28 protein-coding genes, 3 tRNA genes and 1 CRISPR repeat array are annotated in these 26,109 nt (G+C 33.9%); of the genes, 18 read left to right on the forward strand and 13 right to left on the reverse strand.

Annotated elements, in window-relative coordinates:
• Window positions 1-507: 507 nt before the first annotated feature.
• A CRISPR array of direct repeats spans window positions 508-1,015; the repeat unit is 28 nt; unit sequence CCTTAACGCCGTATAGGCGGCAATAAAA.
• Window positions 1,016-1,066: 51 nt separating this feature from the next.
• Window positions 1,067-1,300, forward strand: a complete 234-nt coding sequence (locus A9G31_RS05930; RefSeq protein WP_065560875.1) for a tail fiber assembly protein — start codon at window positions 1,067-1,069, stop codon at window positions 1,298-1,300.
• A gap of 6 nt (window positions 1,301-1,306) precedes the next feature.
• Here A9G31_RS05930 and A9G31_RS05935 read toward each other — a convergent pair whose 3' ends face one another.
• The 3 genes from A9G31_RS05935 to A9G31_RS05940 all read right to left on the reverse strand — a co-directional run bounded on the left by A9G31_RS05935 (window position 1,307) and on the right by A9G31_RS05940 (window position 2,401).
• On the reverse strand, window positions 1,307-1,879 hold the full coding sequence (locus A9G31_RS05935) for a serine O-acetyltransferase (protein WP_065560876.1): 573 nt from the start codon (window positions 1,877-1,879) through the stop codon (window positions 1,307-1,309).
• A gap of 17 nt (window positions 1,880-1,896) precedes the next feature.
• Window positions 1,897-2,130 (reverse strand): hypothetical protein, encoded by a 234-nt coding sequence (locus tag A9G31_RS11615; protein ID WP_141671395.1) that lies wholly within the window; start codon window positions 2,128-2,130, stop codon window positions 1,897-1,899.
• A gap of 194 nt (window positions 2,131-2,324) precedes the next feature.
• Window positions 2,325-2,401 (reverse strand) — tRNA-Val (locus A9G31_RS05940).
• A 288-nt stretch (window positions 2,402-2,689) separates the two neighbouring features.
• Here A9G31_RS05940 and recQ point away from each other — a divergent pair.
• The 5 genes from recQ to A9G31_RS05965 all read left to right on the forward strand — a co-directional run bounded on the left by recQ (window position 2,690) and on the right by A9G31_RS05965 (window position 10,356).
• Window positions 2,690-4,519, forward strand: coding sequence for a DNA helicase RecQ (recQ, locus tag A9G31_RS05945; protein WP_065560877.1), 1,830 nt, complete (start codon window positions 2,690-2,692; stop codon window positions 4,517-4,519).
• 175 nt (window positions 4,520-4,694) lie between these two features.
• On the forward strand, window positions 4,695-5,537 hold the full coding sequence (locus tag A9G31_RS05950; RefSeq protein WP_065560878.1) for a Rossmann-like and DUF2520 domain-containing protein: 843 nt from the start codon (window positions 4,695-4,697) through the stop codon (window positions 5,535-5,537).
• A complete protein-coding gene (gene panB / locus A9G31_RS05955) occupies window positions 5,534-6,388 on the forward strand; it encodes a 3-methyl-2-oxobutanoate hydroxymethyltransferase (protein ID WP_065560879.1) in 855 nt (284 codons plus the stop codon). Before A9G31_RS05950 ends, panB begins: the two co-directional genes overlap by 4 nt.
• A gap of 5 nt (window positions 6,389-6,393) precedes the next feature.
• The gene (gene panC / locus A9G31_RS05960) at window positions 6,394-7,248 is read left to right on the forward strand and encodes a pantoate--beta-alanine ligase (RefSeq protein ID WP_065560880.1); all 855 of its coding nucleotides are present in this window, start codon (window positions 6,394-6,396) and stop codon (window positions 7,246-7,248) included.
• A gap of 249 nt (window positions 7,249-7,497) precedes the next feature.
• Complete coding sequence (locus A9G31_RS05965) at window positions 7,498-10,356, forward strand: valine--tRNA ligase (RefSeq protein WP_065560881.1); 2,859 nt, start codon at window positions 7,498-7,500, stop codon at window positions 10,354-10,356.
• 51 nt (window positions 10,357-10,407) lie between these two features.
• Here the strand turns inward: A9G31_RS05965 and A9G31_RS05970 are convergent, their stop codons facing one another.
• A complete protein-coding gene (locus A9G31_RS05970; protein ID WP_065560882.1) occupies window positions 10,408-11,079 on the reverse strand; it encodes an OmpW/AlkL family protein in 672 nt (223 codons plus the stop codon).
• Window positions 11,080-11,296: 217 nt separating this feature from the next.
• Between A9G31_RS05970 and A9G31_RS05975 the strand changes: the two genes are divergently transcribed.
• Both A9G31_RS05975 and A9G31_RS05980 read left to right on the forward strand, forming a co-directional pair.
• Window positions 11,297-11,372, forward strand: a tRNA-Lys gene (locus tag A9G31_RS05975).
• A 637-nt stretch (window positions 11,373-12,009) separates the two neighbouring features.
• A complete protein-coding gene (locus A9G31_RS05980; RefSeq protein ID WP_065560883.1) occupies window positions 12,010-12,342 on the forward strand; it encodes a DMT family transporter in 333 nt (110 codons plus the stop codon).
• Between the two features lie 375 nt (window positions 12,343-12,717).
• Here the strand turns inward: A9G31_RS05980 and A9G31_RS05985 are convergent, their stop codons facing one another.
• Window positions 12,718-13,467: a glycosyltransferase family 25 protein gene (locus A9G31_RS05985; RefSeq protein WP_065560884.1), complete on the reverse strand. Its 750-nt coding sequence runs from the start codon at window positions 13,465-13,467 to the stop codon at window positions 12,718-12,720.
• 214 nt (window positions 13,468-13,681) lie between these two features.
• Here A9G31_RS05985 and A9G31_RS05990 point away from each other — a divergent pair, with 214 nt between their 5' ends.
• The 10 genes from A9G31_RS05990 to A9G31_RS06035 all read left to right on the forward strand — a co-directional run bounded on the left by A9G31_RS05990 (window position 13,682) and on the right by A9G31_RS06035 (window position 22,870).
• Window positions 13,682-14,152, forward strand: a complete 471-nt coding sequence (locus A9G31_RS05990) for a YhcH/YjgK/YiaL family protein (protein ID WP_065560885.1) — start codon at window positions 13,682-13,684, stop codon at window positions 14,150-14,152.
• Window positions 14,153-14,177: 25 nt separating this feature from the next.
• Window positions 14,178-15,113, forward strand: a complete 936-nt coding sequence (locus A9G31_RS05995; protein ID WP_065560886.1) for a sugar kinase — start codon at window positions 14,178-14,180, stop codon at window positions 15,111-15,113.
• A 233-nt stretch (window positions 15,114-15,346) separates the two neighbouring features.
• Window positions 15,347-18,187 carry an excinuclease ABC subunit UvrA gene (gene uvrA / locus A9G31_RS06000; protein WP_141671396.1) on the forward strand — a complete coding sequence of 947 codons (2,841 nt, stop codon included), beginning with the start codon at window positions 15,347-15,349 and terminating at the stop codon, window positions 18,185-18,187.
• A 183-nt stretch (window positions 18,188-18,370) separates the two neighbouring features.
• Window positions 18,371-18,973, forward strand: a complete 603-nt coding sequence (gene plsY / locus A9G31_RS06005) for a glycerol-3-phosphate 1-O-acyltransferase PlsY (protein ID WP_075524119.1) — start codon at window positions 18,371-18,373, stop codon at window positions 18,971-18,973.
• Between the two features lie 211 nt (window positions 18,974-19,184).
• Window positions 19,185-19,790 (forward strand): recombination mediator RecR, encoded by a 606-nt coding sequence (recR, locus tag A9G31_RS06010; protein WP_065560888.1) that lies wholly within the window; start codon window positions 19,185-19,187, stop codon window positions 19,788-19,790.
• Window positions 19,791-19,856: 66 nt separating this feature from the next.
• Window positions 19,857-20,675, forward strand: a complete 819-nt coding sequence (locus A9G31_RS06015) for a pyridoxal phosphatase (RefSeq protein ID WP_065560889.1) — start codon at window positions 19,857-19,859, stop codon at window positions 20,673-20,675.
• Window positions 20,676-20,697: 22 nt separating this feature from the next.
• Window positions 20,698-21,405 carry a tRNA pseudouridine(65) synthase TruC gene (gene truC, locus A9G31_RS06020; protein WP_065560890.1) on the forward strand — a complete coding sequence of 236 codons (708 nt, stop codon included), beginning with the start codon at window positions 20,698-20,700 and terminating at the stop codon, window positions 21,403-21,405.
• A 146-nt stretch (window positions 21,406-21,551) separates the two neighbouring features.
• Window positions 21,552-21,968, forward strand: a complete 417-nt coding sequence (locus A9G31_RS06025; RefSeq protein ID WP_065560891.1) for a DUF4878 domain-containing protein — start codon at window positions 21,552-21,554, stop codon at window positions 21,966-21,968.
• 120 nt (window positions 21,969-22,088) lie between these two features.
• A complete protein-coding gene (locus A9G31_RS06030; RefSeq protein ID WP_218056390.1) occupies window positions 22,089-22,664 on the forward strand; it encodes a hypothetical protein in 576 nt (191 codons plus the stop codon).
• A gap of 132 nt (window positions 22,665-22,796) precedes the next feature.
• Window positions 22,797-22,870 (forward strand) — tRNA-Cys (locus tag A9G31_RS06035).
• A gap of 80 nt (window positions 22,871-22,950) precedes the next feature.
• On the opposite strand, the gene A9G31_RS06040 is transcribed toward A9G31_RS06035, so the two are convergent.
• The 8 genes from A9G31_RS06040 to A9G31_RS11800 all read right to left on the reverse strand — a co-directional run.
• On the reverse strand, window positions 22,951-23,973 hold the full coding sequence (locus A9G31_RS06040; RefSeq protein WP_065560893.1) for an integrase: 1,023 nt from the start codon (window positions 23,971-23,973) through the stop codon (window positions 22,951-22,953).
• Entirely contained in the window at window positions 23,957-24,181 is a 225-nt protein-coding gene (locus tag A9G31_RS06045) for a DUF4224 domain-containing protein (RefSeq protein WP_065560894.1), read from the reverse strand. The genes A9G31_RS06040 and A9G31_RS06045 overlap by 17 nt, the downstream gene beginning before the upstream one ends.
• Before the next feature lie 2 nt (window positions 24,182-24,183).
• Entirely contained in the window at window positions 24,184-24,405 is a 222-nt protein-coding gene (locus A9G31_RS06050) for a hypothetical protein (RefSeq protein WP_065560895.1), read from the reverse strand.
• Window positions 24,406-24,472: 67 nt separating this feature from the next.
• Window positions 24,473-24,685: a hypothetical protein gene (locus A9G31_RS06055; RefSeq protein WP_065560896.1), complete on the reverse strand. Its 213-nt coding sequence runs from the start codon at window positions 24,683-24,685 to the stop codon at window positions 24,473-24,475.
• 140 nt (window positions 24,686-24,825) lie between these two features.
• Window positions 24,826-24,960 (reverse strand): DUF3850 domain-containing protein, encoded by a 135-nt coding sequence (locus A9G31_RS11415; RefSeq protein WP_081299346.1) that lies wholly within the window; start codon window positions 24,958-24,960, stop codon window positions 24,826-24,828.
• 232 nt (window positions 24,961-25,192) lie between these two features.
• Window positions 25,193-25,603 (reverse strand): single-stranded DNA-binding protein, encoded by a 411-nt coding sequence (locus A9G31_RS06065; RefSeq protein ID WP_065559986.1) that lies wholly within the window; start codon window positions 25,601-25,603, stop codon window positions 25,193-25,195.
• Complete coding sequence (locus A9G31_RS06070) at window positions 25,593-25,925, reverse strand: hypothetical protein (RefSeq protein ID WP_065559985.1); 333 nt, start codon at window positions 25,923-25,925, stop codon at window positions 25,593-25,595. Before A9G31_RS06070 ends, A9G31_RS06065 begins: the two co-directional genes overlap by 11 nt.
• A 2-nt stretch (window positions 25,926-25,927) precedes the next feature.
• The coding region (locus A9G31_RS11800) for a hypothetical protein (RefSeq protein WP_065559984.1) at window positions 25,928-26,109 on the reverse strand (182 nt) is incomplete at its 5' end.

The following is a 26,109-nucleotide window of genomic DNA, read 5'->3' on the forward strand; positions in this document are numbered from 1 at the left end:
TTTGCGAAATCCCCTAAAAACCCCTCGCAAGGCTACAGAATGTGGCCTACGGCAATACTCGTATCATCCTGATACTCGCCTCTACGAGGCCATCTTCGCTATGCTCAGATGTTCAAATTTGTTCCAGACAAATTTGTCTAACGCCGTAATAAGACAGACAACATAACCTTAAGTGGCTTTTATGAGTCACTTTTTTATAAAAAACACTGCAAAAACCACAAAAAATCGCTCCGGTAGACTATTGATTTTATTGAAGTTTTTGTCTTGTCGTTTTCAAGCTAAATCAATCACTTACACAACCTAAGCAAAGCGCCAACATAAAACAAACCAACAAAACCACGAACAGCGCCCTAATAACAACAAATTAACCGCTCTAAACCCTTTTTTTAACGAAAATTTAAAATCAAATAAAATCAACATATTAAAAAACAGCTTAAAAAAAGGGTTTTTAAAGCCAAAATTGTTGTTTATCTTTATATAACAAGATTTATCAAATCTTGAGTTCTACCTTAACGCCGTATAGGCGGCAATAAAATGAGCTTCGGATACTTGCGCTGCTGTCGTTGCCCTTAACGCCGTATAGGCGGCAATAAAAACTGCATCATCTCACGACGCCCCTCCAAATATCCTTAACGCCGTATAGGCGGCAATAAAATTCTAAATCAGGCAATACCTCTGCTTGTCCACCCTTAACGCCGTATAGGCGGCAATAAAAAGTCACGATTAAAACCATGCTCATTTAATACACCTTAACGCCGTATAGGCGGCAATAAAAATGATGATTTATATTATACTGCTGATCAAAATCCTTAACGCCGTATAGGCGGCAATAAAATTTTTAAATTTCAGTTCAGCATCATTTGCGTGCCTTAACGCCGTATAGGCGGCAATAAAATAACAGTAAACATTATGGTAGATTGAGCGTTACCTTAACGCCGTATAGGCGGCAATAAAATTTTGTTGCAACGTCACGACGTTGATGAAACACCTTAACGCCGTATAGGCGGCAATAAAAACGCTGTTAAAACCCAATTCTGAGTTTGATTCTTGGGGCGGTGAAAAATGGGTGTTAGATGAAAATAAACAGCATCAGCACTATGTAGCTGTAGCAGCAGCACAGAAAAGACAGTTATTAAGCGAAGCTAGCTCACAGATTGATTATCTACAAGATGCAATCGACACAGAAATAGTAACTGATGAAGAAAAAGCATTGTATGCGACGTGGAAAAAATATCGTGCGTTATTAAATCGTATTGATGTTGATGCTGCGCCAGAAATTGATTGGCCAGAAAAACCATAGCAAAAATCAATTATTCTGGATAATTGTATTTGTTTTTTGCGTATAAACAGTGCAGTTATCTGGAATATCTTTATTTACAAATGACATTGCACCAATTTTTACATTATTACCTATTTTTATTTCACCACCCAAAATCACGGAATTGGCACCAATAGAAACATTATCACCAATTATTATTTTAATCGGTTCATTTGCACCACCAATTGTTATATTTTGTAGAACGTAACAGTTTTCTCCTATCACCGTGTTTTTCGTTATTGTTATAGAGTACGGATGGGCTAATATTAAATTTTTACCAATTTTTGTTCCTAGCTCTATATCAATTTTAAATCTATATATTAATTTTTTTTGTATTTTCCGGGCGATTTCTTTTTGTTTTTTATTTCCACATATATACATTTCATTAGCTAAACGCCACCAAAATAAATACTTTTTTTTATTATATATTGGTTTAACGAATAATTTTAATAATTGATAGAAGTTTATTTTTTTATTATTTGTGACTTCAGCCTGCCAACACTCTTTCAAATGCGTCAAATCGTGAGTCATTAAAAATTTAATTATATGTATGTATTTCATAGGACTATTCGAGTTAATTAGATAATTGAGATATTAACAAACACACTATCAATCTTCAACTTACAATACTCAACAGCATCTTCTAACATCACAAAATCGGCGATACCATATAGTGTTTTCTGCGTTTGATATAGCACAAAATTGTTCTCGTCGTCGCTGTTGATAATGTAGCATTCGCCCGTGATTTCTATTTCGTAATCGTCTGGCGTTTGGCGTATGTAAATTGGTAGTGTGTAGTTTATTGTTATCATGTTATGTAAGATTAGTTAGTTTTATTCATCATAAACTAATATTTTTTTGGAGTGTGAATTTAAAGTGAAGAATCGGGAGGTGAGTCGCAATAAATTTGTTAAAAATGGCGTGAGTTTTACCCCAGTTTTACCCCGTCAATAAAATTGAAATGATGATTAATTCTTGCGAAGCCTTTTCGTGTAAGACTTTAGAATGGTACGCCCGGGTGGACTCGAACCACTGACCCCCACCATGTCAAGGTGATGCTCTAACCAACTGAGCTACGGGCGTATAATTGAAACACACAAATATTAACTGGCAAATCGGTTTGTATCAAGTAAAAAAATAAGAAATAGCTGTTTTTTTAATCTGTTGAATTGAGTTGGCTGTATTATGAACATAATTTTTCGATTTTAAAATATTCCTAATAGAATTATTCAATACAAACACTACAAATTTTTCTAAGAATTTTTTTTGTTTTTGGAATGAATTGTAAGTTTATGTAAGTTCATAGTGGTGTGTTTTATTTAATTTAGCTATACTCGACGCATTTCGTTAAACGTTCGTATTTAGGTTTGTATGTCGATAAAAGATCAGATTGAAGATGTTCTGCAAAATGTTTTTGGCTATAAAACATTTAGAAACCAGCAAAGAGAAATTATTGAATCTATTATCGATGGGCGTGACACTTTAGTGATTATTCCTACAGGTGGGGGTAAATCTTTATGTTATCAAATTCCTGCGGTTTTATTATCTGGTACTGCCATTGTTGTTTCACCTTTAATTTCTTTGATGAAAGATCAGGTCGATCAATTATTAGCTAATGGTATTGATGCTGCATATCTTAATGCTTCTCAATCAGCGACAGAACAACAAGAAGTGATTGAAAAATATTTAAATAAATCAATAAAGTTGCTATATGTCTCGCCTGAGCGATTGGGCATGTATAGTTTTTCTACTTTAATTAATGAACAACCACCTTCGTTAATTGCTATTGATGAAGCGCATTGTATTTCTCAATGGGGGCATGATTTTAGGCCTGATTATCGACAATTAGGTCAACTTTCTACTCGTCTTCCTAATGTGCCGATCGTTGCCTTGACCGCTACTGCCGATAAGTTGACGCAATCTGATATTATAAATCAACTTAATTTGGTTGATCCTTTAGTTGTGGTAAGAAGTTTTGATCGACCTAATATTCGTTATACTGTTACTGAAAAATTTAATCAGATTGAGCAGGTAGTTTCGTTTATTGGAACGCAAAAAGGTAATCCAGGCATTATTTATTGTTCAAGCCGTTCTAGGGTCGAAGATATCACCACTAAGCTTGCTGCTCGTGGTTTTTCTGTTATGGCTTATCATGCAGGTTTGTCTAGCGAAGAGCGTCAACGAGCACAAGATGCTTTTTTAAAAGATGATGTGCAAATTATTGTCGCAACCGTTGCATTTGGTATGGGGATTAATAAACCTAATGTGCGTTTTGTTGTGCATGCGGATTGTCCACGAACGATTGAAACTTATTATCAAGAGACAGGTCGAGCAGGGCGTGATGGCGTACCTGCCGAGGCGATACTGCTGTTTAATAATAAAGATCTTGAGTGGTATCAGAAAAAAACTATCGAAAAAAAAGATGGTAAGCATAAAGATGTAGAATTACAAAAGATTAGTGCGATGGCGGCTTTTGGACAAAGTTTGACTTGTCGGCGTACTGTTTTGCTTAATTATTTTGGCGAAGAACGGACTGAGCCTTGCAATAACTGCGATATTTGTTTGTATCCCCCTGAGCTTTATGATGGTTTAATTGATGCGCAGAAAGTTTTATCTTGTGTTTATCGCGTTAAACAGTGTTATGGAGCGCAATATATAATTGATGTTTTAAGGGGATCTGGTCGTGTTCATATTAAAGAAATGAGGCATAATAAATTATCGGTTTATGGTATCGGTAAGGAACACTCTGCAAACTATTGGCTTAGTGTTATTAGGCAGTTAGTGTATTTGGGCTATTTAAGTCAAAATATATCAACTTATACAACACTTCAACTCACACAAAAAGCTCGTCTAATACTTAGAGGCGAAATTCCATTATCATTGGCTAAACCTCGTTTAGAACTTGTGAAAAAAAGCCGCATAAATCGATATGCAAGATCCATTAATCTAACAGCAATTTTATCTCACGAAGAGCGAATTTTATTTAATAATCTTAGGCGGTTGCGTAAAGATATTGCTGATGTCGAAAATGTACCGCCATATGTTATTTTTAGTGATGCGACATTGTTAGAAATGGTTCAAACTAAACCAGAAAGTAAAAAGCAGTTAATTAATATTACGGGCGTAGGTAAAATTAAGTTAGAAAAATACGGTAATTTGTTTTTAGATGAGATAAATAAATTTATGGTAAAAATTTTGTAACATTTTTGTACAAATTACATATAATAACCATTCTTATAAAGTTTTGATTATTTTGAAAATTATAATCAACTAATAAAAATTAATTAAAAAATCCAACCATTAATTTGACTTGATTAGTGGTTGGTTTTTGTTTTTTTAGCTATAATTAGTCAATTATGAAAAATGTATAATCATTATGATGATTGGTTTTATTGGGGCTGGTAAAGTAGGGTGCACTTTAGCTAAGTATTTTTCTTTGTGTGGTATGCAGGTCGCTGGGTTTTATAGTCGATCTTACGAGCAAGCCCAAGTCGCAAGTAAATTTACTCAGAGTCAGGCATATTCAACGTTAAACGAGCTGGTGAAAGATTGTGATTGTCTGTTTTTGACAGTGCCAGATCATCAAATAGCCGTTGTTTGGCAATCACTTTGCCAGTTACCTATTAGTAATAAATGGATTGGTCATTGTAGCGGATTATTAACATCAAACGTATTTATATCTCGCCAAGTAGTTCATCCTTTAGCATTTTCTTTGCATCCTTTATATGCAATATATGATCGGTTTGATTGTTATCATGCCATGTCAAAAGTGTTTTTTACGCTTGAGGCAAATAAACAAGCTATTTCCCAATTAAAACAATTTTTAAAACCATTGAAAAACCCTATAGCAATACTATCGGCTGATAAAAAGCCTCTTTATCATGCGGCTTGTGTAATACTTAGCAATCAGGTTATCGCATTAGCTCAAATAGGAAGTGACTTGTTCACAAAATGTGAGCTTGATACTGAATTTAGTCAGCAAGCTTGGCATAGATTATTTTTAGATAATGCAAAAAATATTTGCAAAGAGGGGACAATTGCCGCTTTAACTGGTCCGATTGAGCGTGCTGATGTTGAAACAATAAAAGAGCATTTAGCTGTCATACCAACTGATGTTAAACCGTTGTATAAGCAATTATCCTCAATTTTAGTTAATCTTAGTCGTAAAAAACATCCAAATAAAAACTACCGACAATTAGAATTGGAGTTGTTACCTTGAAAAACACTATCCTTACACTACAAAAACGTAAACAAAATAAACAAAAAATTACTATGTTAACAGCATACGATTACACTACTGCCAAATTGATGGACGAAAGTGGTGTAGATTGTTTGTTAGTTGGTGATTCTTTGGGCATGGTGATGCTAGGCTATGATAGTACTGTATCGGTAACTATGGAAGATATGATTCACCATTCTAAAGCCGTTGCAAGAGCAGCTAAAACGGCTTTTGTAGTCACAGATTTACCTTTTATGTCTTATCACACTTCGGTATACGATGCTGTTTTTAATGCTGGACGTTTAGTTAAAGAAGGACAAGCGCAAGCCATTAAACTTGAAGGGGGACAAGCGTTTTGTGAGCATATTAAAATGATCACACAAGCATCTATTCCTGTTATTGCGCACATTGGATTAATGCCTCAATCAGTGCTTGCTTTAGGTGGTTATAAAGTTCAAGGTAAAGAATATCAGCATGCTAAAAATATTATTCTTGATGCATTAGCTGTTGAGCAAGCGGGTGCGGTTGCAATATTACTTGAATGTGTTCCTGCCGATTTAGCTAAATATATTTCTGAATTAGTTAGTATTCCAACTATTGGTATTGGTGCAGGGGCTGGTTGTGATGGGCAGGTGCTTGTTTATCAAGATATGCTGTCTATGTATGATGGTGTTTCATCAAAATTTGTTAAATCTTTTGCATCAATCGGTGAACAAATGAAAAAAGCATTTTCTGAGTATTGTGAAGAAGTTAAGGAACAGCAATTTCCTGCTTCAGAGCATGAGTTTGCAATTGATAACGAAATAATAGTAAAACTTAAATCTGAGTTTTCAATGGGGCATAAAAGGTAACTAAAATGAAGGTTGTAACAACTATTGAACAAGTGCGTCAGCAAGTCAAAGCTTGGCGTCAAGCTGGTTGCAGTGTTGGACTTGTGCCAACAATGGGTTATTTGCATGAAGGCCACCAAAGCCTAATGTCTGCTGCTAAAAAAGATAATCAAAAAGTTATTGTTACTATTTTTGTTAATCCGATACAGTTCGGCCCTTCAGAGGATCTTGCTAGCTATCCTCGAGATCTTGAGCGAGATAAAATCGCCTGCGAGCAGATGGGGGTCGATCTTATTTTTTGCCCGTCAGCGAGTGAAATGTATGATGCTAACTTCAATAGCTATGTTGATGTTAATGATTTAACCGATGCGCTTTGTGGCAAAAGAAGACTCGGTCATTTCAAAGGTGTGTGCACGGTAGTAACTAAATTATTTAATATCACACAACCTGATCGTGCTTATTTTGGTCAAAAAGATGCTCAACAACTTGCGGTGATTAAACGTATGGTTGATGATTTAAACTTTAATGTTGATATTATAGGTTGTCCAATTGTACGTGAAGCGGATGGCTTAGCCAAAAGCTCTCGTAATAGCTATTTATCTGAAGTTGAACGTGCAGCTGCGGTTTGTTTATATCAGGCTATTGAATGTGCTAAAGACCAAATTAAGCAAGGCGAAAAGTCAGTGGCTACAATAACCCAAGCTATGCATAACGTAATAGCAAAACAATCGCTAGCTAAAATTGACTATATTGAGTTTGTTGATTTAACTACCTTAAAAGCAGTAGACTCTCTTGAGCAAGACAGCTTATGTGCATTAGCCGTGTATATAGGTAAAACTCGATTGATTGATAATTTTATTTATCAACATAGTGGTAGATAAAAGCTATTTTTCCTACTGAGACTATTAAAATAATTATTGTTTTAACCATATAATTTGGCTTTTTTAATTCACCGTTTTAACTTTAAAACGGTGAATTTTGAACTCATCACTATCAATATTTACATAAGATCGTCAAAGATAAATTAAATCCACTTAGATTATCGTTCTGCTAATTTATTGTTTTTCTATTTTACTGTAGAATAAACGCTATTTTCTATTATGCCCTAGATCAGGATTGATGCTTTAATTATGAAAAACACAACTTATAATCCACACGAAATTGAACAACCCATTTATCAACATTGGGAAGAAAGCGGATACTTTAAGCCTAATGGTGACAAATCACAGCCAAGTTATTGTATTGCTATTCCACCACCAAATGTAACTGGGAGTTTACATATGGGGCATGCATTTCAACAAACTATTATGGATGCCTTAATTCGTTATCACCGTATGCAAGGGCATAATACCCTTTGGCAATCAGGAACCGATCATGCTGGTATTGCCACGCAAATGGTGGTAGAGCGTAAAATTGCCGCTGAAGAAAACAAAACTCGTCATGATTATGGTCGTGATGCGTTTATCGAAAAAATCTGGCAATGGAAAGCTGAGTCAGGTGGCAGCATTACAAAGCAAATGCGTCGTTTAGGGGATTCAGTTGATTGGGATCGTGAACGATTTACCATGGATGAAGGTCTATCAAATGCGGTGAAAGAAGTATTTGTTCGACTATATCAAGAAAACCTTATCTATCGCGGCAAACGTTTAGTTAATTGGGACCCTAAATTACGCACAGCGATTTCAGATCTTGAGGTCGAAAACCGAGAAGTTAAAGGCTCAATGTGGCATTTGCGTTATCCATTAGCAGATGGAGCTAAAACAGCCGATGGTAAAGATTATTTAGTGGTGGCAACCACTCGTCCTGAAACCTTATTTGGGGATACAGGGGTTGCGGTGAATCCTGAAGATCCTCGCTATAAAGATTTGATTGGTCAATACGTGATATTACCGTTTGTTAATCGCCGTATTCCTATTGTTGGTGATGAACATGCTGATATGACAAAAGGTACTGGGTGCGTAAAAATTACGCCAGCTCATGATTTTAATGATTATGAGGTAGGGCGACGTCATCAATTACCGATGATCAATATCTTAACCTTTGATGGTGATATTCGTCAGCAAGCTGAAGTGTTTGATACTAATGGTGAACCAAGTGATGCTTACGAACCTACTATTCCTGCTCAATTCCAAAATCTAGAGCGTTTTGCTGCCCGTAAAGCGGTTGTGGCAGAATGTGAATCACTAGGTATTTTAGGAAAAATTGAACCTCATGATTTAACTGTTCCTTATGGTGATCGTGGTGGCGTTGTTATTGAACCTATGCTAACGGATCAATGGTATGTGCGTGCAAAAGTGCTTGCCGAGCCTGCGATCGATGCTGTAAAAAATGGTAATATCCAATTTGTACCAAAACAGTATGAAAACATGTATTTTTCTTGGATGAATGATATCCAAGATTGGTGTATTTCGCGTCAATTATGGTGGGGACACCGTATTCCTGCTTGGTATGATAAACAAGGTAATGTATATGTGGGGCGTGATGAAGCTGAAGTACGGCGTGAAAATAATTTGTCAAATGATATTGAGTTAGAGCAAGATGAAGATGTGCTTGATACTTGGTTCTCGTCTGCGCTTTGGACATTTTCAACGTTAGGTTGGCCAGAAAATACTGACGACTTAACCACGTTTCATCCAACGAATGTGCTAGTGACCGGTTTTGACATCATTTTCTTCTGGGTTGCCAGAATGATCATGATGACCATGCATTTTATAAAAGATGAACATGGAAAACCGCAAGTGCCATTTAAAACGGTGTATGTCACAGGTCTAATTCGTGATGAAGAAGGGCAGAAAATGTCAAAATCTAAAGGAAATGTAATTGATCCTTTAGATATGATTGATGGCATCTCACTGCCTGCATTATTAGAAAAACGCACGGGCAATATGATGCAACCTCAATTAGCTGAAAAAATCGCTAAACGAACTCAAAAGCAATTTCCTAATGGCATTGAGGCTCATGGTACTGATGCATTACGCTTTACGTTAGCTGCCTTAGCATCGACAGGGCGAGATATCAATTGGGATCTAAAACGATTAGAAGGTTATCGAAACTTCTGTAACAAACTTTGGAATGCTAGCCGTTATGTGTTAATGAATACAGAAGGACACGATTGCGGATTTAATGGCGGAGATTTAGATTATTCTCTTGCTGATAAATGGGTTTTAGCAGAATTTAACCAAACTGTTAAATCTTATCGTGAAGCATTTGATACCTACCGATTTGATTTAGCTGCAAATATTTTATATGAATTTACTTGGAACCAATTTTGTGACTGGTATTTAGAACTAACCAAATCGATTTTAGCCAATGGCGAACAATCACAGCAACGTGCAGCTCGTCATACATTAGTGACAGTATTAGAGGCTCTATTACGCTTAGCTCATCCAATTATTCCATTTATTACGGAAGAAATTTGGCAAAATGTAAAAGGATTAATGCACATAACTGCTGACACTATTATGTTACAGCCAATGCCTGCTTTTGATAAAAAACATGTAAATGACAAAGCGGTAGCAGATATTAATTGGATAAAAGATGTGGTAATTGCAGTGCGAAATATTCGTGCAGAAATGAATATTGCACCAAGTAAGCCATTACAATTACTAATTAGAAAGGCCTCGCCAACGGTACATAGAATTATTAGTGATAATATCAACTTTATTGAATCACTAGCAAGATTATCCGAAATTGTTTTACTTGATGAAAGTGAAGCAGGGCCATTATCTGTCACTAAACTGGTGGATGGTGCTGAATTGCTTATTCCAATGGCTGGATTAATTAATAAAGAAAACGAACTTGCGCGTTTAGAAAAAGAAATTGAGCGAATTAATGGCGAAATTTCCCGTATTGAAAACAAACTATCTAACGTAAGCTTTGTTGATAAAGCACCAGCCGCTGTGGTCGCTAAAGAAAAGGAAAAACAACAAGGTTATATTGACGATAAAGCCAAACTGCAAGAGCAGTATACCGCAATAAAAAGCCTTTAAGTTTATTAAATTAAAAACCTCTCAAATGAGAGGTTTTTTATACTGATTAAATTAAAATTTATAACCTATACCAATCATTGCAACCCATGGATCAAGTTTATAATTAGCTGTAACTTTAGTATTACCTAAATGTGTCGTTGCTTTGGTTTCAATATCAATATAACGTATTTGAGCATTAACGAGCCAATTTTCATTGAAAGTATAATCAGCACCAACCTGTGCTGCCCAACCCCAGGAACTATCAAGATCTAAACCATGGAACCCAGCCTTTTTAGCTTCACCATTGAGTTTTTCATCAAAAAAGAAGGTGTAGTTTATGCCCATTCCAAGATAAGGTTGAAACTCATATTGCGAATCAAGCGGATACCAAACAGCACTTAATGTTGGCGGTAGGTGTTTAATTTTTCCTAAATGAGCACCAGAAAGGCCTGTTGAATTACCACCACCTAACTTAAGCTGATGGCTAAAAGGGGTTGCAGCTAGCAATTCGACACCAATATTATCAGAAACCATATATTGAAAGTTTAATCCAAGTTGGGTATCGTTATCTGCCTTTGCTTTTAGATCGCTTTTTACTCCACCTACTTTAACATGATCACTTTTATCTTGAGGATTAACATAAACTGGTCCTCCTCGGATAATAATTTCATTTGCTGTATGAGCATACGCCAAAGAGCTTACTAATCCTATTGAGATAAGCATTGTAATTGATAATATTTTCATTTTTGCCTCCAAAGTTAAATTGCGAATTAATGTGAATTATGACAACAAGTTTTAGTTAGATAAATGATATTAATTTTATAACTTTTTTATTTTTACAATATTATAATACTAAATTTGATATTTCTGAGATTTATGTCAAAATTCCTGATAAATAAAATTAGATTGATAATTTGCATTATTAATCTAATTTATATAAAATGATCGGAAATATTTAAGTGGGTTGTTAGCTCAGTCGGTAGAGCAGTTGACTCTTAATCAATTGGTCGCGGGTTCGATCCCCTCACAACCCACCATTTCTCTTATTTTGGACTATATTCAGTCATAAAAAATCTTATAAAACATATGTTTTAGCGAAGAAATGCTTTTCATTAATTTGTGCTAAAGTGAGTATACATTTGTATATGTTTTGTATACGAATATAATCTTGATATGATTCTGCGTAAAAATATACAAATCTTGGGGAGTAAGTTGGCTAGTAATAAACTAACTTATGACAGTGTAAAAGTATTGTCTCTATTTTTATCAGAAAAGATAGAACTAGAAAATATTTTTATTTAGTTAGAAAGATTGGTACATCAATAAGTAAGGAATCATATAAAACTAAAAAGGTACTACTTAGTGCTTTATTTTAGGTATAATAATGGTTGTTATATAGAGATGGCGGATCTGTTTCGGTATATGGCATTGTTTTTATTTTATAGATAATTAATAATTTATTTTTAAATTAGAAGCCTAACTATTATAAAGGTTCTCTTTTTCAAGCGTTAATAGCTATCTATCTTTACCTTTCGATCATAATTAATCAAAATAAGGCAATAAAATATTATTTTATCTATTAACGTTCTACAGTTAATTAGAGGTTAATTGTTATAAAATTTCAACATTAATTTTAGGTAATCGGCTTTTTATTTAACAACTATAGGTATTAAGATGTACTCATATTTATTACTTTTTTTTGCAATTATTTGTGAAGTTATTGCAACTTCATCATTGAAACTATCTGATGGATTTACCAACCTTATCTATTCCATCATTACCATTGTAGGTTATAGTGCTTCGTTTTATTTACTTTCATTAGCATTAAAAACTATTCCCGTAGGTATTGCTTATGCTATCTGGTCAGGAATTGGGATTGTGTTAATAAGCTTAATTGCATGGATCTTCCTAAAACAAACTTTGGATCTAGCAGCATTAATTGGTATGGGATTTATTATGTTTGGTGTTGTGATAATTAACTTATTTTCGAAAGTATCAGGGCATTGATTAATAGCGTCATCTACATGTTAAGCTTACTAACGCTATCTTAAAAATTTAATAATTTCATTTTTTTATATCTGTCATTAACAACTGAAATAGTAGAAATCTTAGTTAATCCACACTATTGTCTTTTAATTGACTTGAAAATGTTGCTATAACCGATTTGAGATTTCTTTTTTAATTATTACAATAGTCAAAAAAACACTCGGTAGAGTGTTAATTTTATTTGATTTTTATTTTTATATCGCTGTTGGTGTCATTTGACTTTAAAAAGTGAGAGCGTTATATCTCTTTCATTTAATTTCTATAATTAATTATTTTGTTCCTAGCTTGTAAAATTGTATTATTTTTATTGTCCTTTAAAAAAGAGGGAGAGAATATTTAATCCGTATAATAATTAGTTTTTTCAAATCTACTAATAAATTGTTTTTTAACCCATAATGCTATCATTCTTTTTTTCTTATCTTTTTTAAAAAGTTTTTTTCTATACTCTGAACGTTGCTTGATTAGTGGTGTTCTCTCCGCTTGTATTGATGAATTTAAAAGGTTCTTGTCGTTGGTACTTATAAGACAAGGCAATGTTGCATATAATTTGACCCCAGTACATGCTTTAATTATTTTAAACATATCTGCTTCATAACGAATAGGAAATAAAAATTTAATTAACTTTTTTGCTGCTTCATTGGTTATAATATAGCCATTAGCTCTAACTGCTTTTGTTACTTCAAAAAGTTCAAAATTATCTAGGTTAAATTTTTTGTTAACGAGATAGTGAAAATCGGCAGTCAGCAAGAAAATACCTTTTTTAGTATTTTTAGTTTTAAAACTATTTAAAAAATCAGGTAATTTATTATCTAATACAGCATCATCCTCAAGAATTAAAGCATAAGGTAAATTATCTTGTATGATTTTTTTATATATATTTATATGACTTAGTGCACAACCTATTTCGGCTTTAGTTAGAAAGTTATTGGGATAATCGTAGACTGTGTTATGAATAAATGAGTCAGATAAGCTATTACCATCCACAGCATTGTAAAGTTCAAAGTTTAGTTTTAATTTCTCACATTCATTTTTAATCTTTTCTCTCTTTTTAGATTCTTTTTCCAAATTTATTATAAAAATTTTCATTTTATTTATTTTCCTTATAATTATTTTTAAAGTATATCATGTGAATTAGAACATAAAAATTTATAAATAACTTCTTAAAAAATAATCTACAAAAATAAGTGACTTATGTATATACTCTTTATCAATTTAATTAGCTTTATCATAGTATAAGTTAGTTACAACTAATTTGGTTATTAGTATTAATTTTCAGCAATATTTTTAAGGATCATTTGGTATGATTTTAGGTAATATTAATCATTTAGGGTTAGTTCCTTATTTACCCGAAAAAATTAAACAATCAATTGAATATATTAAAGATAATGTCAATAATAATACGCCTGTTGGGCGTTACGATATTGATGGTGATAATATGTTTTTTATGGTATCTGATAGTACATCGCGACATATTCACGATGCTAATCCGGAATATCACGAAAAATATATTGACGTTCAGATTGTTTTAGTTGGGCAAGAGGGTATGGCAGTAAACACGTTACCGCCATATACAAAAGTGTTAGATAATAAATTAGCAGAAAATGATATTGCTTTTATTGAAACACCAAAAGAAGAAACCTTGTTGATATTACACCCAAATGATTTTATCGTGTTTTTACCTAATGAAGTGCATAAACCGCTTTGTGCAGTTGATAATAAGATCGAAACAGTTCGCAAAGTTGTGGTAAAAATCGCGTTAGATTATTTATAAAAAGATTAAGGATGATAGGTATATTATGACTACAAAAATAGCTGTTATTGGCGAATGTATGATTGAATTGTCGATGAAACAGGATTCGACTACGCGTGGTTTTGGTGGTGATACACTTAATACATCGGTTTATTTGTCTCGTTTACTAAAAGATAATGATTTTTCAATACATTATGTAACCGGGCTTGGTACCGATCCCTTCAGTCAAGAAATGTTAGATTGTTGGCAAACAGAAAACATTCAAACAGATTTAGTACAAAGAATGTCTGATAAAATGCCGGGGCTTTATTCTATTGTTACTGATGAACATGGTGAACGGTCTTTTTATTATTGGCGTAATGATGCTGCTGCTAAATTTTGGTTGAAAACAACTGAAACAGATAGAATAATTCAGCAAATTGAACATTATGATTATGTATATTTGAGCGGTATTAGTATTGCTATTTTAGATGCTGAAAGTATCCTTAAGTTATTAGATCTTTTAAAACGTGTTAAAGCTAATGGTGGTAAAGTTATTTTTGATAATAATTTTCGTCCACGTTTATGGAGTAGTCATGATTTGGCTCGTAGTGTTTATGCTGATATTCTTAGCTTTACAGATATTGCATTTTTAACATTAGATGACGAAGATTTATTATGGGGTAAGCTACCTTATGAGCAAGTTATTGAGCGTACAAAACAATTTGGTGTAACTGAAATTGTTATTAAACGTGGCAGTGATAGCTGTATTATTGATTCTGCTGATGGTCGTTTTGAAGTTCCTGCTAATAAAATCACTAAAGATAAAGTGATTGATACTACTGCCGCTGGTGATTCATTTAGTGCTGGTTATCTTGGGGCTCGTTTAAGTGGAAGGAACCCTTCTCAGTCAGCATTACAAGGGCACTTGGTGGCTGGCACGGTTATACAATATCGTGGCGCAATTATTCCTGTTGATGCGACCCCAAAATTGATATACTAAATTAAATAAACGAATACGGTCATTAATGACCGTTTTTTTTTGCTGTAAAAATAAATATTTTTAGTTTATTTTTTGTCAAAAAGTTTCCGGTAATACTGTGTTTTAGTATAAAATTAGACAAGTACTATATTCGGCTATATAGTTGTATATTTAATCAAATGTTACTGGTATAATATACAGTTAATTTTCTATCCATTTTGTTTAAAAACACAAAAAAGAAGAGATCTATGTCAATCAAAGATATCGATATTCGTGGTGCGAGAACGCACAATCTAAAAAACATTAATGTAACCATTCCAAGAGATAAATTAGTTGTTATTACAGGTCTTTCTGGATCAGGTAAATCTTCGTTAGCATTTGATACTTTATATGCCGAAGGGCAACGACGCTATGTTGAATCGTTGTCGGCGTATGCTCGTCAGTTTTTATCATTGATGGAAAAACCTGATGTAGATCATATTGAAGGATTATCACCTGCAATTTCGATCGAGCAAAAATCAACTTCGCATAACCCTCGTTCGACAGTAGGGACTATCACTGAAATTTATGATTACTTACGTTTGCTTTTTGCTCGAATTGGAGAACCTCGTTGTCCAAATCATCATTTACCGTTAGCTGCACAAACGATATCACAGATGGTCGATAGCATCATGACGTTACCGACTGATAATCGTTATATGCTACTTGCCCCTGTGGTTACTGAGCGTAAAGGGGAGTTTGTTAAACTGTTCGAGCAACTTGCTGCTAGTGGTTATATTCGGGTACGAGTGGATGGTGATGTATATGATCTTTCCGATCCGCCAATTCTTGAATTGCAAAAAAAACATACCATTGAAATTGTTGTTGATCGTTTTCGTATTCGTGACGACTTAAAACTTCGTTTAGCGGAGTCGATTGAAACGGTTCTTTCGATCACTAATGGTATTGTTAAAGTCGCCAATTTGGATGATCCACAAGCTGAAGAATATTTGTTTTCGGCTAATTTTGCTTGTCCTATTTGTGGTTACAGTATTTCTGAATTAGAACCGAGATTATTCTCGTTCAATAATCCTGCTGGTGCGTGCCCTGAGTGTGATGGTTTGGGTGTGCAACAATATTTTGATCAAAAACGTATTGTTCAGATGCCAGAAGTTTCATTAGCTGCTGGTGCGATTAAAGGTTGGGATCGTCGTAATTTTTACTATTTCCAGATGCTAAAATCATTAGCAGATCATTATAAGTTTGACATTGATAAACCGTATGAAAAATTACCTGAAAAGATAAAAGACATTTTATTAAATGGTTCAGGTAATACCGAAATTCAGTTTGTTTATTCAAACGATCGTGGTGATGTGGTTAAGCGTAAACATCCATTTGAAGGGATTATTAATAATTTAGCTCGTCGGTATAAAGAAACTGAATCACAAACTATCCGTGAAGAGCTAGCAAAATATATTAGCCATCGACCTTGTCCTTGTTGTGGTGGTTCTAGGTTATGTACGGCAGCAAGAAATGTGTTTATTAATGATACAAATTTACCAACAATTAGTGATTTAAGTACGCAACAAGCCAAGGATTTTTTTGATAAATTGACATTGACTGGGCAACGAGCTCAAATTGCAGAAAAAATCTTGAAAGAGATCAACGATCGTTTACAATTTTTGATTAACGTTGGACTTAACTATTTAACGCTTTCAAGATCCGCTGAAACATTATCAGGTGGTGAAGCACAACGTATTCGATTAGCAAGCCAAATTGGTGCAGGTCTTGTTGGCGTGATGTATGTGCTGGATGAACCTTCTATTGGATTGCATCAGCGAGATAATACTCGTCTGATTGACACTTTAACGCATTTACGTGACTTAGGTAATACTGTTATAGTCGTTGAACATGATGAAGAAGCTATTATGGCTGCTGATTATGTGATTGATATTGGTCCTGGGGCAGGGGTTCATGGTGGTGAAGTTGTTGCTCAGGGAACACCCAAACAAATAATGGCATGTAAAACATCTTTAACAGGAAAATATTTATCCGGTAAAGAAAAAATTGAAATACCAACTATTCGCACCAAAGTCGATATGAAAAAAATGTTATCTCTTATTGGTGCAACCGGCAATAATCTTAAAGATGTGACATTAAATATTCCAGTTGGCTTATTTACATGTATCACTGGTGTATCGGGCTCGGGAAAATCAACCTTAATTAATGATACCTTATATCCCCTTGCCCAAAACGAACTCAATGGTGCAGAAAAAACTGAAATAGCACCCTATAAATCAATCAAAGGACTTAACCATTTTGATAAAGTAATTGCGATTGACCAAAGCCCAATTGGACGTACGCCACGTTCTAATCCAGCAACTTATACTGGATTTTTTACTTCTATCCGTGAACTTTATGCTGGTGTACCAGAATCTCGAGCTCGAGGCTATAATCCAGGGCGCTTTAGTTTTAATGTTAAGGGTGGACGCTGTGAAGCTTGTCAAGGTGATGGTTTAATCAAAGTTGAAATGCACTTTTTGCCTGATATTTATGTTCCTTGTGATCAGTGTCATGGCGCTCGCTATAACCGTGAGACCTTAGAGATCAAATATAAAGGAAAGTCTATTAACGAAATTTTAAATATGACAGTTGAAGAAGGTCGCGAGTTTTTCGATGCCGTGCCAATGATAGCACGCAAACTGCAAACATTGATTGATGTTGGGCTTTCTTATATTACCATTGGACAGTCAGCAACAACATTATCGGGTGGTGAAGCGCAACGAGTAAAACTCGCAAAAGAATTATCTAAGCGAGATACTGGTCGTACTTTGTATATCTTAGATGAACCAACAACTGGGCTACATTTTGCCGATGTGAAACAATTATTAACGCAATTACATTCATTACGAGATAAAGGCAATACTATCGTTGTTATCGAGCATAATTTGGATGTAGTTAAAACAGCAGACTGGATTGTGGACTTAGGACCAGAAGGTGGTAATGGTGGCGGAGAAATTATTGCCGAAGGGACGCCAGAAGAGGTTGCGAAATCTAAACATTCCTTCACTGGTAAATATTTAAAACCGTTGTTGGAAAAACAAAAAGTAGTCTAGAATTATTATTAATATAGCATATAAAGAACGGGCGAGGAACAACGCCCAGTCTTTTTATATACTTTAATTAATATTATAGTTAAATAAGTACTGAAAATAGACAGAAACTGGATTTACGACGAGTTTGGTAAGATTCTTAAGTGCAATTATCAGCATGGTGTGGTTGATGAAAGGGGGTGTATTTTGACATTGCTAATTGTATTGATGATCATAGTCGCCTATATTTTGGGCTCGCTTTCTGGTGCAATGATCATTAGTCGCATCATGCATTTACCTAATCCTTCAGAACATGGATCTCACAATCCTGGAGCAACCAATATTTTACGACTCAATGGCAAATTACCAGCCATTTTTGTTTTAATCTTTGATATGTTAAAAGGTACAATTCCTGTTTATATTTCATATCGGCTTGGTATTACACCCTTCTTTTTAGGTATTATTGGTATTTTTGCTTGTTTAGGACATATTTTCCCCTGTTTTTTTCATTTTCGTGGAGGAAAAGGAGTTGCAACTGCGTTAGGTATGATGGCTCCAATTGGGTTTGATTTTACAGCTTGCTTTATTTTAACTTGGTTATTTACTTTACTAATTACAGGATATTCTTCGGTAGCTGCAGTTGTTGGTTTTCTTATGGCACCATTTTATGTTTGGTTATTCAAACCTGAGCTTACTTTACCAGTTGCAATGCTTTCGTGTTTGATTATTGTTCGCCATAATAATAACATTATGCGCCTTTTTAAAGGTGAAGAACCAAAAAGTTATCATCGTAGCAAGAACAAAAGATAGCCTAAAAATTTATACATAATAATGTTATATATTTGAATATGTGCTTTTATAACATAGATTGTCCGTTATGTAACATCCTACCTACTTATTTTCTGCAATCTTTTTGATTTTATCGTTAGTTAATTAAACAATAGAATAATTCTTGTTTGATAGATTTTTTAAAAAAGGTATTATTATCTTAAAACTCAAATATGTGGGAACCAAATAATTCATGCAAATAAGCCCATTATTAGAATCACTTATGGAAGCATTGCGTTGTTTACCTGGCGTTGGTCCAAAATCGGCGCAACGAATGGCCTTTCATTTATTACAACGAAATCGACAAGGTGGCATTAAATTAGCTCATGAGCTACATGAAGCAATGATAAATATCGGCCATTGCAAGGAATGCCGAACTTTTACCGAACAAGAAACCTGCACTATTTGCGCAAATGCTCGTCGTCAAAGTAGTGAGCAGCTTTGTGTGGTTGAAACTCCAGCAGATATAGTAGCTATTGAACAAACAGGGCAGTATAGTGGCCGCTATTTTGTATTATTAGGGCATTTATCACCTTTAGATGGTATTGGCCCTAGTGATATAGGTCTTGATTTATTGAAAAAAAAGCTATCTTCGGAATCGATCAGCGAAGTTATTTTAGCCACTAATCCCACCGTCGAAGGTGATGCAACAGCTAATTATATTGCGCAAATGTGTGCAGAGTTTAATGTAACAGCAACAAGAATAGCTCATGGTGTTCCAGTTGGTGGTGAACTCGAAATGGTAGATGGTACCACCTTATCACATTCGTTTGTTGGTCGTCAAAAAATAGAATTATAATTTTATTGAACTTTTAGTACTTAGTCAGTCTTTATAGCTAAGATCAGAAATGAAAAGAGGTATTATATGAAGTATAAAGCCGTAGCCTTTGATATGGATGGTACGTTGTTAGCCGGCAATCGTTTAATTTTACCAGAAACAATAGCGGCCATTGAAAAAATTACAGCTAAAGGTGTGAAAGTTATTTTAGTTTCAGGGCGGCATCATTCTGTAATTTATCCTTATTATTATCAGCTCAAATTATCAACCCCAGCAATTTGTTGTAATGGATCTTATCTCTATGATTTTGAGAAACAAAATGCTTTTGCCGCTAAACCAATGACGAAAGATCAGGCTCGAATGCTACTAAATCTTGTCAATCAATATGGTATTCATACATTAATTTATACTGATAAAATGATGACTTATGAATTGTTAGATGATCATCTAGAAAGCTTTTTTAAGTGGGTTAAATCATTGCCTGAGTTTTTACAACCTGAAATTAAAAAAGTAGATGATTTTGAAAAAGTTATTGAGCAATCTGACGCTATTTTTAAATTTGCAACAAGTAGTCATAATATACCTGCTTTACAACAATTTTCAAATGCAGTTGATTCCTTAGGTATGTTTTCGTGTGAATGGTCTTGGTCAAATCGAGCAGATGTAGCAGTTAAAGGAAATACCAAAGGAAATGGATTAACTCACTGGGCAGAGTACGAAAATATTGATTTAAGCGAAATAGTCGCTTTTGGTGACAGTTATAATGACATAAGTATGTTATCTATTGCTGGATTAGGGATTGCGATGGGTAATGCTGATGATGAAGTGAAAGCCAAAGCGAATTATGCCATTGGTGATAATAACGGCCCTAGTATAGCTAAAGAGCTTGAAGAACTCTTTTTATAATTGATATTTTAATAAATATTCTATGTTTGAAATTCTTTATCAAGATGATGACTTAATTGCCATTAACAAACCATCTGGTTGGCTTGTGCATCGCAGTTGGTTAGATAAAACTGAAACAGTTGTTGTGATGCAAACATTGCGTGATCAAATCGGTCAACATGTCTTCCCTATACATAGGCTAGATAGACCAACCTCTGGTGTTTTGTTGTTTGCCCTTTCTAGTGATGTAGCAAGAATTATGTCAGAAGAATTTGCAAAAAAACAAATTGAAAAAACGTATCATGCGATTGTGCGCGGTTATGTTGAGGGGGAAGCGGTGATTGATTACCCGTTAGTTGAAGAATTAGATAAAATTGCAGATAAATTTACTAATAAGAATAAACTAGCACAAGATGCCGTTACATTTTACAAATCTATCAGCAAAATTGAAGTTCCGATTAAGGTTGGCAAATTTGAAACAGCAAGGTATAGTTTTGTTGAATTAAAACCACAAACCGGTCGTAAACATCAACTACGTCGCCATATGAAACATATTTTCCATCCAATATTGGGGGATAGCAAACATGGTGATTTACATCAAAATCGTGCATTTGCAACTTATTTTAATATCAAACGATTGATGTTACACGCAAGCAAACTTGAAATCAAACATCCAACCCAACATAATCCAATGATTATTGAAGCTAAATTAGAGCAAAGTTGGCAAGATATCCTTTTAAATTTTAAATAGTAGTTATTATTCCATATTACTTTGCAATTATTTGATTATATAGTATTATTTTGGCGCTTTCTGTGATTCTTTCTGTGGATTCAATTTAGGAGCATAATTCTAACATTTTAATATTAAACATAAATAATACTAGGAACGGAAATAAAATGAAATTAGTAATAAAGTTTTTAAGCATTTTCTTATTAGCACTTATGGTAACAGCATGCTCGAATGATGATTCTCCTGAAAAAGTATCAGAAAAATTTATCACAGCAATCTATAAAGGTGATACAGATACAGTTATGAGTCTAATTAATTTTCCTAAAGATAGTGATAACACAGATATGGATATGAGAATGTTTGTTAAGAGTAAAATGCAAGAAGCGTTAGTGCGTGGGGAAAAATTCACTGATGATCATGGCGGACTTGATAAAGTTGAATCTGCACCAGCAGAATATACCAATGATGAAAAAACTATGGCTAAAGTGAAAACCACCGTATTTTTTAAAGATAATACTAAAAAAGAGGAAAGAAATATATCAGTAATTAAAGCTGATGGTAAATGGTTAATTAACCTTAAATAAAATAGTTATATTATAACTATTTTGTTCTCAAAAATTATAAAAGGGTAAATATTATTTGCCCTTTTTAATTAAGAATGAATTTTGATGAAGTATTGCAGATTTTTTCTTATTATTTTTATTATGCTAGTAAATTTAGTTTTTGCTAGCGAGCCTGTTTATTTTTCAAATTCAACAGCTAAATTGCCTTATTTAATTAAAGTAGGAGATTGGATCTTTAGAAAAGGCGTTCAAACCGATAGCCTTATTGTCAATCAATTAGGTGGTGGAGATTTTTCACATATTGGTATGATTATATCAATCAATCCAGAAATTAGAATTATTCATGCTACGACTAGCGATGATGAGGACAATCCTAACCAAGTTATTGTATCAACTTTAGCAGAGTTTATAACGCCAGAACTAGCCGAAACATATGCTATAGCAAGACCTAATTTTTTATCTGAAATGCAAAAGCAAAATATAGTCGATGATCTTTTAACAAAGAAAGGACAAGCTTTTGTATTAGCACCCCGTGAAGAGACACATCTTTATTGTACAACGTTACTTTTTGATTCGATTATTAAATTCCAACCTGATTTTAATATTGAATGGAAACACACTCATTTTCCTTCATTAAGTGGTTATTATTTATTTCCAAGTGCATTTGCTAATTATTCTGATATTACTTGGCTATATCATTATCCAGAAAAACAATAATTGTTTGTAAAAATGAATAGATTTTAGAAATTCAAATAAAAATAAAGTGACTGCTGCAATTATAATCTATTTAATCTTGACGATTAGTCAAGCCAGTGATACTATTTGCAGCCTATTCAGATAGACCTCCAAGGCGCGTTGGCAGAGTGGCCATGCTGCGGATTGCAAATCCGTCTACCTCGGTTCGACTCCGGGACGCGCCTCCATTTTTAATCAATAAAATCAATAAGATAAAATCTTATTATTTTAAAATCATCAATACTTAGAATTAACTTAGAATATACAGTTAGAATAAATTTTCTTTTTTGGGTGGGTTTAACGTCGGTGTTATTTTCACTTTTCGGTCATATGTATTAACCTGAGCCTCGGTCTTATGACCACTAAATAGCTGTTTATCTTTAGTTGCTCCGTCGTAGTCCGAAATAGCTTTAGCTTTGATATCGTGAAATGTGCAATTGATTTTTCTGCCCAGCTTTTCTTCTGCTTTTCGTTTTGCATCCAACCAATATGAATTAAATGTCTTCTGAATTAGTTTACCTCCTGATTTATTTTGTAGCACGAGAGAATCGGAAGAAGATGGCGGAAACAGTTTTTTAGCTAAATTAATTGCGTCCGTTAGTCGTTCTGTCCATTGTTTGATTTGCCTTTTCCCTGTTTTACCTTGTTTTATATAAATACCTTCTTTAAGTATTTGGCTGTGCTTAAGTTTAAATATATCTCCCTCCCGAACTGCGCACAGATACGATATTTCCATCGCCACTTTTAGTATATCGATCGCTTCATCATAAATGGTGTAATACTCTATGTCTTCAATATATTTATCTCTTGCTTGAATGCTGAATTTTTTAACTCCAGAACATGGATTCATTTTACAATACCCACGTTCGTACCCCCAGCCAAACGCTACAGACATATAAGATAATTCATGGTTTGCCTGCACTTTGCTTTGTTCGCCTCTAATGTCCATATAGCGTCTTATATGCTCTGGTCTAATATTATTAACGTTTATATGTCCAAAAACGGGTAATATTTTTTTGGCTCCTCGTAATTTATCCTCTTGTGAGCGTGATGACAGTTTATGAAAAGCAGCGCTATTTAAGTGCATGCTCCACAGCTTACTAAACGTCATTTCCTCTTTTTGTTCAGCAATAACCCCATCGTACTTCGCCCACAGTTCTACCATGCTCATATTTATCGAGCCTAGTGTGACGGTTTTGTTTTCTCTGGTTTTTAGGTAGTATGAATATTTATTTTTTGACACGCGGGGAGGGAGGATATTATCTTTTTTGTCTTTACGGTTCCTTGCCATTTAAAGCTCCAAAATCAGGCTCTTGCTGTTGTTTTTGCTCAATGCTTACTTTTTGATTCAATGATGAACGTAAGATTACTGGTTTACCAAGCAAATTGATATGAAAGCAAAATTTGTTTTCTTTTAACCATTGTATTTGTAAATTTTTTCTTTTTTTGCCTGTTAAAATATGTAATTCATCATCTGTTAATATAATTGATTCCGCCATGCTTACACCTCTCTATCAACCACAATAATGCCTCTTGCTGTCCCTTTGATGATTTTTATGTGCCCCTTTTTCTGTAATGATTTAAAAAAACATTCTATTGCGTTAGCGGATTTATAATTAAAAAAGCTAGCCATTTCCGAGCGAGTTGGCGGGTATCCATTAGTTTTAATAAATTCTTTTATAGCATCTAACACGTTTTTTTGCTTTTTTGTTAACTCTGTCATTATTTACCTCTATAATCTTTTCTCATCTCTCATCAACAAATAAAACTTAGTAATTTGCTGTGTTTATTCAATTATTTGGAATCAACTTCATTTTTTCAATATTAAGTATTTCTGCGACTTGATTGTACGTTTCAATTAAATCATTAATTTCTTCGTTCCAGCGACCACAATAAATATGTTCACCTTTATTTATTTTATAATTAACAATAATTTCATTTTGAGCACATAGCAATTCATTTAATAAATCACATGAAACAGTTACTGTAGCTTTTTTAGTCATAATTATTCTCCTTATCTTTCTATATAAATCAGTATATTACGTCAATGCTCAACATTACATAACCATCTCTCAAATACTCTGCATCATCTAAAATGTGAGAGATGATAACGCTACATTTACGACCTGTACGATTACCGCTCTTAGTCAATTTCATACAAATTCAGAATATCCCCGACCTTGTAATTGCGATCGTTGTAGCGTATTTCAGCTTTTTTCTGACATCGAGCAACGTCCATGAAATATTCAGATTTTATTTTTAATTCGTGTGTAGTCATGATTGGATTCACCTTTAATATTTCGCCAAATTTGGCGTTAATTAATAAAACGGGTGTTCGTAATTTATACTTTGATTCCCCAAAATTGGTGAATCAAAGATAAAAAATGCTCTCTCAATTATTTCATTGCACGCCAAATAATCAGCGCAGATATTTGTAATAAATTAATAGAATAGGGTGGTTGTTCAGTGAGTTATTAACAGATTTTGTGGGTAACTTTATAAGTCATTGATTAAAAAGGAATCTCATCATCTATAAACTCATTTTGCTGAGCTGATGTTTGTGGTTTATGTTGTTGTGCTGACTGATTGCCGCTTTTGTCGAACGTTAACGCTTCAAAATCATCAACTATAAAATAAATGGCTGTTTTGTTGTTGCCTTGTTGGTCCTGCCATTTATCTGTTTTGTATCGAGTTGTAACACGAATAAAAGCACCTTTGCCTTTATCTCGCACTTTTTCCGCAATCTTACCGAACGCTCGTAAATTAGCCCAATCTGTGACATCTTCATAGCTATCGCCATTCTTCTTATAGCTACCAATTGCCATAGTAAAATTAACGATTAACTTGTTATCAGAGGTGTAACGCTCCTCGATTTTCCCGATTCTGCCAGTGAATAAACACTGATTTAAATTATTTGCCATTTTCTTGCTCCAGTTGTTCATAGCTCTTTGTAAAAAGAGATTTATTAGACTCTATTTCGTTTATCTTTTTATGTAATTTTTTTGTTTTTTCTGACAGAAGATCTATTCCATATTTATATGCATTACATGCATTGGTAAACAAACGATCAGATTGAGATTTGTTATAAGTCTGAACATACAAATATTCAGCATAGTCTAACTTTAGTTGCGCTTTTGTAATTTTTGATATAGTTGTTTTTGTTAACTGTAAATCATATAAATCATTTACAACATAGATAACATCCCCAACTTTTAGCTTTTTCCATTCTTCATCTGTAATCATAATTACTCCTCAATATATATTCCGCTGTCTACAAGATCGGGAAGATAAGAATTAATTAACTCTTGCAGGTACACATCCTTATCTTCCAGAGCTTCATATTCAGCTTTATCAATTTCGATTTTTTCTTCATTTCTTGACGGTCCAATCCGTGCATACACAACAAACGTTATTTTTTCTGACATAA

The sequence above is a fragment of the Gilliamella sp. Gris1-4 genome, assembly GCF_001690335.1.
Lineage (GTDB): Bacteria > Pseudomonadota > Gammaproteobacteria > Enterobacterales > Orbaceae > Gilliamella > Gilliamella apicola_P.